Annotated in this window: 5 protein-coding genes, 2 tRNA genes, 2 rRNA genes and 1 pseudogene; 3 read left to right on the forward strand and 7 right to left on the reverse strand. The window is 55.7% G+C overall.

Features of this window, described 5'->3' with window-relative positions:
• Window positions 1-246 precede the first annotated feature (246 nt).
• Window positions 247-1,007: pseudogene (locus ACOQOU_RS07905) on the forward strand (IS5 family transposase).
• Here ACOQOU_RS07905 and ACOQOU_RS07910 read toward each other — a convergent pair.
• The 3 genes from ACOQOU_RS07910 to ACOQOU_RS07920 are packed head-to-tail and all read right to left on the reverse strand — an operon-like array spanning window position 999 to window position 2,752.
• Window positions 999-1,247 carry a hypothetical protein gene (locus ACOQOU_RS07910; protein WP_306024886.1) on the reverse strand — a complete coding sequence of 83 codons (249 nt, stop codon included), beginning with the start codon at window positions 1,245-1,247 and terminating at the stop codon, window positions 999-1,001. The pseudogene ACOQOU_RS07905 and the gene ACOQOU_RS07910 sit on opposite strands and share 9 nt — an antisense overlap.
• A complete protein-coding gene (locus tag ACOQOU_RS07915) occupies window positions 1,248-2,528 on the reverse strand; it encodes a type II toxin-antitoxin system HipA family toxin (protein ID WP_306024885.1) in 1,281 nt (426 codons plus the stop codon). It abuts the gene before it with no gap.
• Window positions 2,525-2,752 carry a type II toxin-antitoxin system Y4mF family antitoxin gene (locus tag ACOQOU_RS07920; RefSeq protein WP_306025164.1) on the reverse strand — a complete coding sequence of 76 codons (228 nt, stop codon included), beginning with the start codon at window positions 2,750-2,752 and terminating at the stop codon, window positions 2,525-2,527. Before ACOQOU_RS07920 ends, ACOQOU_RS07915 begins: the two co-directional genes overlap by 4 nt.
• Before the next feature lie 237 nt (window positions 2,753-2,989).
• On the opposite strand from ACOQOU_RS07920, the gene ACOQOU_RS07925 reads away from it, so the two are divergent.
• Window positions 2,990-3,691 (forward strand): hypothetical protein, encoded by a 702-nt coding sequence (locus ACOQOU_RS07925; RefSeq protein ID WP_306024884.1) that lies wholly within the window; start codon window positions 2,990-2,992, stop codon window positions 3,689-3,691.
• Between the two features lie 48 nt (window positions 3,692-3,739).
• A protein-coding gene (locus ACOQOU_RS07930) for an IS3 family transposase (protein ID WP_306026631.1) occupies window positions 3,740-4,851 on the forward strand; the annotation gives its coding sequence in 2 pieces (ribosomal slippage) (window positions 3,740-3,992 and window positions 3,992-4,851; 1,113 coding nt in all).
• 112 nt (window positions 4,852-4,963) lie between these two features.
• Here the strand turns inward: ACOQOU_RS07930 and ACOQOU_RS07935 are convergent.
• The 4 genes from ACOQOU_RS07935 to ACOQOU_RS07950 form a co-directional block, all read right to left on the reverse strand.
• Window positions 4,964-5,040, reverse strand: a tRNA-Met gene (locus ACOQOU_RS07935).
• A gap of 151 nt (window positions 5,041-5,191) precedes the next feature.
• Window positions 5,192-5,306: ribosomal RNA gene (gene rrf, locus ACOQOU_RS07940) — 5S ribosomal RNA — on the reverse strand.
• Window positions 5,307-5,378: 72 nt separating this feature from the next.
• Window positions 5,379-8,188, reverse strand: a 23S ribosomal RNA gene (locus ACOQOU_RS07945).
• A gap of 299 nt (window positions 8,189-8,487) precedes the next feature.
• Window positions 8,488-8,563: transfer RNA gene (locus tag ACOQOU_RS07950), tRNA-Ala, on the reverse strand.
• Window positions 8,564-8,706 lie beyond the last annotated feature (143 nt).

Below are 8,706 nucleotides of genomic sequence, written 5' to 3' on the forward strand. Positions count from 1 at the left end.
TGTTCACACCATCGCAACGATGCGCTGCCGCTCCAACAAAGAATTCCGACCATGAAATCCGTGCTGATTGAGTGTTGAACAGCGTTTCGGCAGTATCCCCAGAGCGGTCGTTAGCGGCATCGCGGCATATGCACGAAATGAGCGGAAAGCAGACGTTCGTAGGTCATGTTGACAAACTGGATTCCCAAATCAGCTTTGATCTGATTCAAGGTAGCTTTTGCGGAGGCTACCGTGGCGCGATTGCTGATGGAGGACGCCGAGTGGGCGTTCTTCGAACCTTTTCTGATTGCCGTTCGTGGTCGCGGAGGCCGGCCAGCTTCCGATCATCGCCGGGTCTTGGACGCCATCTTCTGGATTGCGAGAACGGGTTCCCCATGGCGTGATTTGCCTGAAAAGTTCGGCAAATGGTCATCGGTTTACCGGCAGTTCCGACGTTGGACGCTGGCGGGTTTGTGGGACCTGGTCCTGGACGCGCTCAATGATAGCGGGGCCAGTCCCGGTCAGGTTCAGATGATCGATAGCACCATCATCCGCGCCCACCATCTGGCAGCCGGCGCAAAAGGGGGACTCAGAAGGAAGGTTTTGGCCGCTCAAAGGGTGGCTTCACGACCAAGATCCACCTCATTGCCAACGCTCACGGATTGCCTGTCCGGGCGGAGATAAGCGGTGGCGAAGTCTCAGACTTCAAAGGCTTCGATGCGCTCGTGGATGACGATCTTCCCGAAGCCAAAGTGTTCATTGCCGACCGGGGCTACGACAGCGATCACATCCGCCGTGTCATCGAAAAGCGCAGTGGCGCGCCGGTCATCCCCGGCAAGATCAATCGCAGAGAACCAATCCTCGTCGATGCCATCACCTACGCCCTGAGGAACCGGGTCGAGCGCTGCTTCAACAAGCTCAAATGCTCCCGCCGTTTGGCGACCCGCTACGACAAAACCGCCGCCAGCTATCTCGGCTTCGTTCACATCGCCGCCGCACGCCTATGGCTGCGCAGTTTGTCAACATGACCTAACAAACTCATCAATAAACAGCTTTAGATGCAGTTCGATGGAATGCCGCGCGTTGTAGAGAATCGGCATCACGAGCGTGTCACGCTGCGCGTACTTCTTCCCTTTGACAATCAGCGTCGCAAGCTCAAGTGCGGCTTCGATGTAGCCTTCCGCATAGAAAACCCGCTCCCCCTGCTCGCCGATGAGGGCGTTCCATTCGGAGTTTGGCGGTAATGAAAAGAAGGGGTCATCTTCCATCTATTCACCTTCCTCTTGGCCCGCCGCTTGCTTGATGATGGCTTGAATGTGCTCTGCACGCTTGCCGATGATTTCAATCACCTTCTTCAAAACCGGATGGTAGATGCCATCTTCTTTCAGTTCGCTGGGCAGCTCGTCCGATTGAGCAAGGACGCTTTCGGATAGTTCCTGGAGGTCTTTAGTCAGCAGGCGCTGCGCCGCTCTCGTGTCCGGCACCAAAGTCAACCAGTGCTTGAGGTGGATCGTATCGGCAATGCCGCGACCGCCAATAGGCATGGCCAGTTTCTTGGCGAGGTTCGGATAGGCCGCCGTGCAGATCACATCGTAAAGCGGCGCGAGGTCCGGCGTGTCTTCCCGATAGAGCAGCGCGTAGTTTTTTGCGTGCGCATCGGCATTGCCAACAAGGAAATGGAAAATCACCATGCGCAGAAAAGCCAGACGGTCAGCGGCGGGTCTACGTGTATGTTTGGCAATCAGGTCCTGCGATGCAGCGATGCCCGGTCCGCCTTCTTCTTCGTATTTGAGCTCTGGCGGTACGCTTAGCGCCTGACAGAAATCTTCCTGATGCAGACGTCTGATGGTGCCGTCATTGTTCGTCACGCGGTCATAGCGCTCGATGAGAAAATAGTCGGTTTCTCCCGCGGCGCCCTTGGCGACTTTTGGGGCGGGAAGGCCAACCCGCTCAGCCAGCCTCATGCAGAAAATCTCGTTCTCGACCGTGCCGTCCAGTCCTTCGATGTATGGTTTTATGATATGCGTCGTCGGATAGTTGGCTTTCGCCAATGCCACTTCACCATCCACGAGACACACCGGCAGTTTGTCCTGCGCACCCGCCAGTGACAGGCGTACGCCTTCCTCGCCGCCGAGCAGCGGCCGGAAGCGCAGCAGGTCCAGAATTTCGGCAAGGCGCTTTTCTGAAAGCGGCTCTGGCGGATGCGCGTCCGCCTCGGGAAGAGGCTCACCCTCCGGCAGCAGGCTGAGCGCCCCGGCGCATTCACCGCCGATAATCTCCAGCAGGCCGAACGCATTGCCTTCCGACACGCCAAGGGCCGAGGCCAGTCTTCGCCGCGCCCGTTCGTCCGGTAGCAGCCCGGAAAAATAGGGCCGGGCGATTTTGTCCGGATAGGCTTCTTCCCGCAGCGGCATCGAAACCGAAATGACCGGAGCGTCGTCGCCTACCAGATAATCTGGCAAGTAGGCGAAGTCGAGAGTGCCGTCCTCGTCTTGCGTCAGACGACCTGCTTTCTTCTCATGCAGCCAGACATCGAGCACGCGGGTCATGCCAGCCTCTCACCGCGTCCATAGACGGCGATCGAAAGACCGAGCGTCTGCATGACCTGGATGGCCAGACCGATCCGGCAGCTTTCCTTCCCATGCTCAAGCTCGCGGATGAAGCGCACGCCGACCCCAGCCAGCGCAGCCAGTTCCTCCTGCGTCAGTTTCTGGCTTTTGCGTTCTTTGCGGATCAGTTCGCCCAGCGCCTTGTTATTTTGAATGGTTTGCATAATCATCCCTTTCGGGACGATTATAGCACGATTCATCCGATTTGCACGAAAAAGTACCGAACGGGATGATTCGAGCCTGTGGGTCTCGTTGAGAGCTAAAACGACCCGAGCGGGATGATTTCTTATGGATAAAGATAGTCATTTATGATAAAAAACATCATAGGGGCTCGGAGTTCCCTGCCCTTATAATCGTTTTGGACAGGATTAATATTTCGGCCGAAAGAAGATGCTCAATGTATGATTAACTTCAAGCCAATCTCGAATAAAAAACATTGGGCAGGTGATGATTGGACGATCACTGATGAAGATCAGCTTGCCAGGTTGGTGGCAAAAGTAGCGCTTGGACAAGCGCGCCACGTCGTAAAGATACTTCAGGAAACAGATTGCGCTGATTATGCACCATCAGCTACGGCGGTAGATGGCGCGATCCGTTTATTAACGGCTGCTGATCCGGAAAAGCCATGGCATCGAGATGGATGGCTATTTCAGGTTCTTGCGTGGATTGCAGCCCATTTGCACAGCCCCGATACACTCAAAGCCGCTCCCCATATGATTCATGCCCATAAAGGTTTTGATGGCGTACATCTGAAGCTTGATGGCAGTGACGGCACTGTCATCTCCGTTGTTATCTGCGAACAAAAAGCCACGGGTAATCCAAGGAAACTGATCACCAGCCAAGTTTGGCCGGAGTTCCAATCATTGGAGACTGGCCGCCGCGACAACGAGCTCGTCGCAGAGGTTGCGACCATTCTGGAGAGGAATGGGCACGTGGATGTTGACCAAGCAGTTAGCACGATAATTTGGCAAAATTCTCGATCCTATTGCGTTGCGATAACGGTTGGAGACGATGAGCATTCCGATGATGGCCGCAAAGCTCTGTTCAAAGGCTACAAGAAAAGGGTGCCCACCCGTGATGTGGCGGTGACATGCTCCCCTTAGATGTCCCCGTTTTTGGGTTAGCCTGTTCCCCAACGAAGGAGACAGGGCATGAAGCGATCACGGTTTTCGGAAGAGCAGATCATCGGCATTTTGAAGGAGCATCAGGCGGGCATGACACCGGCTGAGCTGTGTCGCAAGCACGGCATCAGTGACGCGACGTTCTACACGTGGCGCAAGAAGTATGGTGGCATGGACGTATCGGACGCCAAGCGGCTGAAGGCGCTTGAAGAAGAGAACGCGAAGCTGAAGAGGCTTCTGGCGGAGCAGATGATGGATGTATCGACGCTTCGTGAGATGCTGACAAAAAACTTCTGACGCCCGGCTCCAGGAGAAAAGCCGTGAGTTGGGCAATCGAGATGAAGGACTATTCGCAGCGGCGGGCCTGTGCCCTGGTCGGCATTGCGCCGCGCGTCTTCCGTTACCAGTCGAGCAGGCCGGACGATGCCGGTCTGCGACAGCGCTTGCGGGACCTGTCATCGGAACGGCGACGGTTCGGCTATCGCCGCCTGCACCTGCTGTTGAAGCGCGAAGGCGTGGCGGTGAACTGGAAGAAGCTCTACCGGATTTACAGGGAAGAGCGTCTGACGGTTCGAAAACGCGGCGGCAGGAAACGAGCCTTGGGTACGCGAGCGCCAATGGCCATTCCACAGGATCCAAACCAGAGATGGTCACTCGACTTCATGTCGGACACGCTGGTCGATGGACGCCGCTTCCGCATCCTGTGTGTCATCGACGACTTCAGCCGGGAATGCCTGGCGACCGTCGTGGACAACTCGATCTCGGGCGAACGTGCCGCTCGCGAACTGGATGCGATCGCCGAAAGGCGCGGCTATCCCTGCATGGTCGTCTCCGACAATGGCACCGAACTCACCTCGAATGCCATGCTCGCCTGGCAGCAGAACCGCAACGTCGAATGGCATTACATTGCGCCCGGAAAACCGATGCAGAACGGCCTCGTGGAAAGCTTCAACGGCAGGCTGAGGGACGAGTGCTTGAACGAGCATCTGTTCCGCAGCTACCGCCATGCCCGGCAGATCATCGAAAAATGGAGGATCGACTACAATCTCAACCGGCCACACACGAGCCTCGACGGGCTCACACCGAACGAGTTTGCAACCCGGTCCGCAATGGACCACAACGTGAACAGGGCTAACCTATGAATGGGTACATTCAGGGGAGCAGGTCAGGATTTGTGTAAGAAGTGTGAAAGGCTAATCGAGGCATCCTGAAAAATCAAATGCCGCAATAAATATATGATTTAGTTGATAGTTTTGGTTGCGGGGGTAGGATTTGAACCTACGACCTTCAGGTTATGAGCCTGACGAGCTACCGGGCTGCTCCACCCCGCGCCAAAGATGTACCGGTTCCAAGAAGACCCGGCTGGCAGCCGGCCGACCATCGCAAAACCAGCGTATGGGGCGGACGGCATACGCCTCCGTGCGGAGAAAGGCAGGGAAGCGAAGAAACATCGTGATCGAGAAGCTGTTTTGCGTTTGGCAGACCTGGCAGCGACCTACTCTCCCGCGTCTTAAGACGAAGTACCATCGGCGCTGGGGCGTTTCACGGCCGTGTTCGGAATGGGAACGGGTGCAGCCGCCCCGCAATAACCACCAGGTCGGCCAAACGCAAAACAGATGAGAAGCTGGCGCCAAGCCACGGCGTGAGCCATGGACATGAGCAATGAGAACGAATCAAGCCGATCGAGCTATTAGTACTGGTAAGCTTCATGCGTTGCCGCACTTCCACACCCAGCCTATCAACGTGGTCGTCTTCCACGACTCTCAGGGAATACTCGTTTTTTGGCCGGTTTCCCGCTTAGATGCCTTCAGCGGTTATCCGTTCCACACATAGCTACCCTGCAATGCCCTTGGCAGGACAACAGGTCCACCAGCGGTGTGTCCATCCCGGTCCTCTCGTACTAGGGACAGATCCAATCAATATTCCTACACCCACGGCAGATAGGGACCGAACTGTCTCACGACGTTCTGAACCCAACTCACGTACCGCTTTAAATGGCGAACAGCCATACCCTTGGGACCTGCTCCAGCCCCAGGATGCGATGAGTCGACATCGAGGTGCCAAACAACCCCGTCGATATGGACTCTTGGGGGTCATCAGCCTGTTATCCCCGGCGTACCTTTTATCCGTTGAGCGATGGCCCTTCCACGCGGGACCACCGGATCACTATGACCGACTTTCGTCTCTGCTCGACTTGTCAGTCTCGCAGTCAGGCAGGCTTATGCCATTGCACTCAGCGAACGATTTCCGACCGTTCTGAGCCCACCATCGCGCGCCTCCGTTACTCTTTAGGAGGCGACCGCCCCAGTCAAACTACCCACCACACACGGTCCCGGACCCGGATAACGGGCCGCGGTTAGATATCCACGAAGATAAGGGTGGTATTTCAAGGGTGGCTCCACCCGAGCTGGCGCCCGGGTTTCAAAGCCTACCACCTATCCTACACATGCCTTGGCGAATACCAGTGTGAAGCTATAGTAAAGGTGCACGGGGTCTTTCCGTCTAACCGCAGGAACCCCGCATCTTCACGGGGAATTCAATTTCACTGAGTCTATGTTGGAGACAGCGGGGAAGTCGTTACGCCATTCGTGCAGGTCGGAACTTACCCGACAAGGAATTTCGCTACCTTAGGACCGTTATAGTTACGGCCGCCGTTTACCGGGGCTTCAATTCAAGGCTTGCACCTCTCCTCTTAACCTTCCGGCACCGGGCAGGCGTCAGACCCTATACGTCGTCTTGCGACTTCGCAGAGCCCTGTGTTTTTGATAAACAGTCGCTACCCCCTGGTCTGTGCCACCCTCCCGCGGTTGCCCGCAAAAGGGTCACGCTTCTTCCGAAGTTACGCGTGCAATTTGCCGAGTTCCTTCAACATAGTTCTCTCAAGCGCCTTGGTATACTCTACCTGTCCACCTGTGTCGGTTTCGGGTACGGTCCGTACGGAGGAGCTATTTCCCGGAACACCATCACCGCCATCCCAATCCGATAAGGGATGACGATTTACGGCATTCGTCACTACCTCCGGGTGCAGGAATATTAACCTGCTTCCCATCGACTACGCCTTTCGGCCTCGCCTTAGGGGCCGACTAACCCTGCTCAGATTAACTTTAAGCAGGAACCCTTGGACTTTCGGCGAGGGGGTCTCTCACCCCCTTTATCGTTACTCATGTCAACATTCGCACTTCCGGTATCTCCAGGATCCCTCGCGGGTATCCCTTCACTGACTTGCGGAACGCTCTGCTACCGCTCTTGCGAGCCCGCGACTTCGGTGTATGGCTTTAGCCCCGTTACATTTTCGGCGCAGAAACCCTTATTTAGACCAGTGAGCTGTTACGCTTTCTTTAAATGATGGCTGCTTCTAAGCCAACATCCTGGTTGTTTTGGGATTTCCACTTCCTTTCCCACTTAGCCATAACTTGGGGACCTTAATCGGCGGTCAGGGTTGTTTCCCTCTCCACGACGGACGTTAGCACCCGCCGTGTGTCTGCCAGCTATTACTTCCCGGTATTCGGAGTTTGGTTAGGATCAGTAAGACGGTGAGTCCCCATTACCCATCCAGTGCTCTACCCCCGGGAGTATTCGGCTGACGCTCTACCTAAATAGATTTCGCAGAGAACCAGCTATTTCCGAGTTTGATTGGCCTTTCACCCCTAGCCACAAGTCATCCCAATCTATTGCAACAGATACGGGTTCGGCCCTTCAGTTGGTGTTACCCAACCTTCAGCCTGCTCATGGCTAGATCACTCGGTTTCGGGTCTAATGCGACGAACTGAACGCCCTGTTCAGACTCGCTTTCGCTGCGCCTACACCTATCGGTTTAAGCTTGCTCGCCACATTAAGTCGTTGACCCATTATACAAAAGGTACGCCGTCACGCTTGCGCGCTCCGACTGTTTGTAGGCATCCGGTTTCAGGTACTCTTTCACTCCCCTTGTCGGGGTGCTTTTCACCTTTCCCTCACGGTACTGGTTCGCTATCGGTCATGCACGAGTACTTAGGCTTGGAGGGTGGTCCCCCCACGTTCAGACAGGATTTCACGTGTCCCGCCTTACTCGAGGACGATTGGTTGCATTACGCGTACGGGGCTGTCACCCACTATGGCCATCCTTTCCAGAATGTTCCGCTTGTCTCCCAATCGCCACTGGCCTGGTCCGCGTTCGCTCGCCGCTACTGACGGAGTCTCGGTTGATGTCCTTTCCTACGGGTACTTAGATGTTTCAGTTCCCCGCGTTCCCTTCTTATCCCTATGTATTCAGGATAAGATACCTTGTCTCGATACTTGGAAACCAAACAGGCCCGAGGGCATGAATGGTCAAGCCGTACGGCTTGTTTGAATTTCCAAGTATCTAAGGTGGGTTTCCCCATTCGGATATCCATGGATCAAAGCGTATTCGCAGCTCCCCATGGCTTTTCGCAGCGTATCACGTCCTTCATCGGCTGTGCATGCCAAGGCATCCACCAAATGCCCTTAAGACACTTGATCGTTCTCATTGCCAATGCCCATGCTGGCGCACGGACTTGGCAGAAAAGACCAGCTTCTCGAGACCTGTCCGATGGCGCGGTTAGGCGACCAATCATGGTGACGGCCATTGGAGCATGGCCGCCGACGCTTCACGGTGTGAAGCCCGGACAAATCTTCTCTTTACGATGTATGCAAAACAAGCAGCTTGCGCGGAGCGCAAACCGCAAACCTTATTCCTTCGGCAGATGACAGCGCGTCGCCTCAAAAGGCGCCTGCGCAACGGGCGGGGTTGGTTGGCCGGCCGCCCGGAATTGTTGATTTGGTGGAGCGTATCGGGATCGAACCGATGACCCCCTGCTTGCAAAGCAGGTGCTCTCCCAGCTGAGCTAACGCCCCAAGTCGTTTCGCCTGGCAAAACGACGTTGGTGTCGGCAGGCAATTGCACAGCAAATGCCGAGAGACACCTGTAATCCTGATCACCGCTCATCTCGCACGCGCCTTGCGCGCAAACCGCTTTCGCGAGCCGCGTTTCGGCGGAG

The sequence above is a fragment of the Oceaniradius stylonematis genome, from assembly GCF_965223445.1.
Taxonomy (GTDB): domain Bacteria; phylum Pseudomonadota; class Alphaproteobacteria; order Rhizobiales; family Rhizobiaceae; genus Roseitalea; species Roseitalea stylonematis.

Coding starts and splice junctions, on each gene's coding strand:
- ACOQOU_RS07920 (WP_306025164.1), bottom strand. CDS start 2,752: ATGCAAACCATTCAAAATAACAAGGCGCTGGGCGAACTGATCCGCAAA.
- ACOQOU_RS07915 (WP_306024885.1), bottom strand. CDS start 2,528: ATGACCCGCGTGCTCGATGTCTGGCTGCATGAGAAGAAAGCAGGTCGT.
- ACOQOU_RS07910 (WP_306024886.1), bottom strand. CDS start 1,247: ATGGAAGATGACCCCTTCTTTTCATTACCGCCAAACTCCGAATGGAAC.
- ACOQOU_RS07925 (WP_306024884.1), top strand. CDS start 2,990: ATGATTAACTTCAAGCCAATCTCGAATAAAAAACATTGGGCAGGTGAT.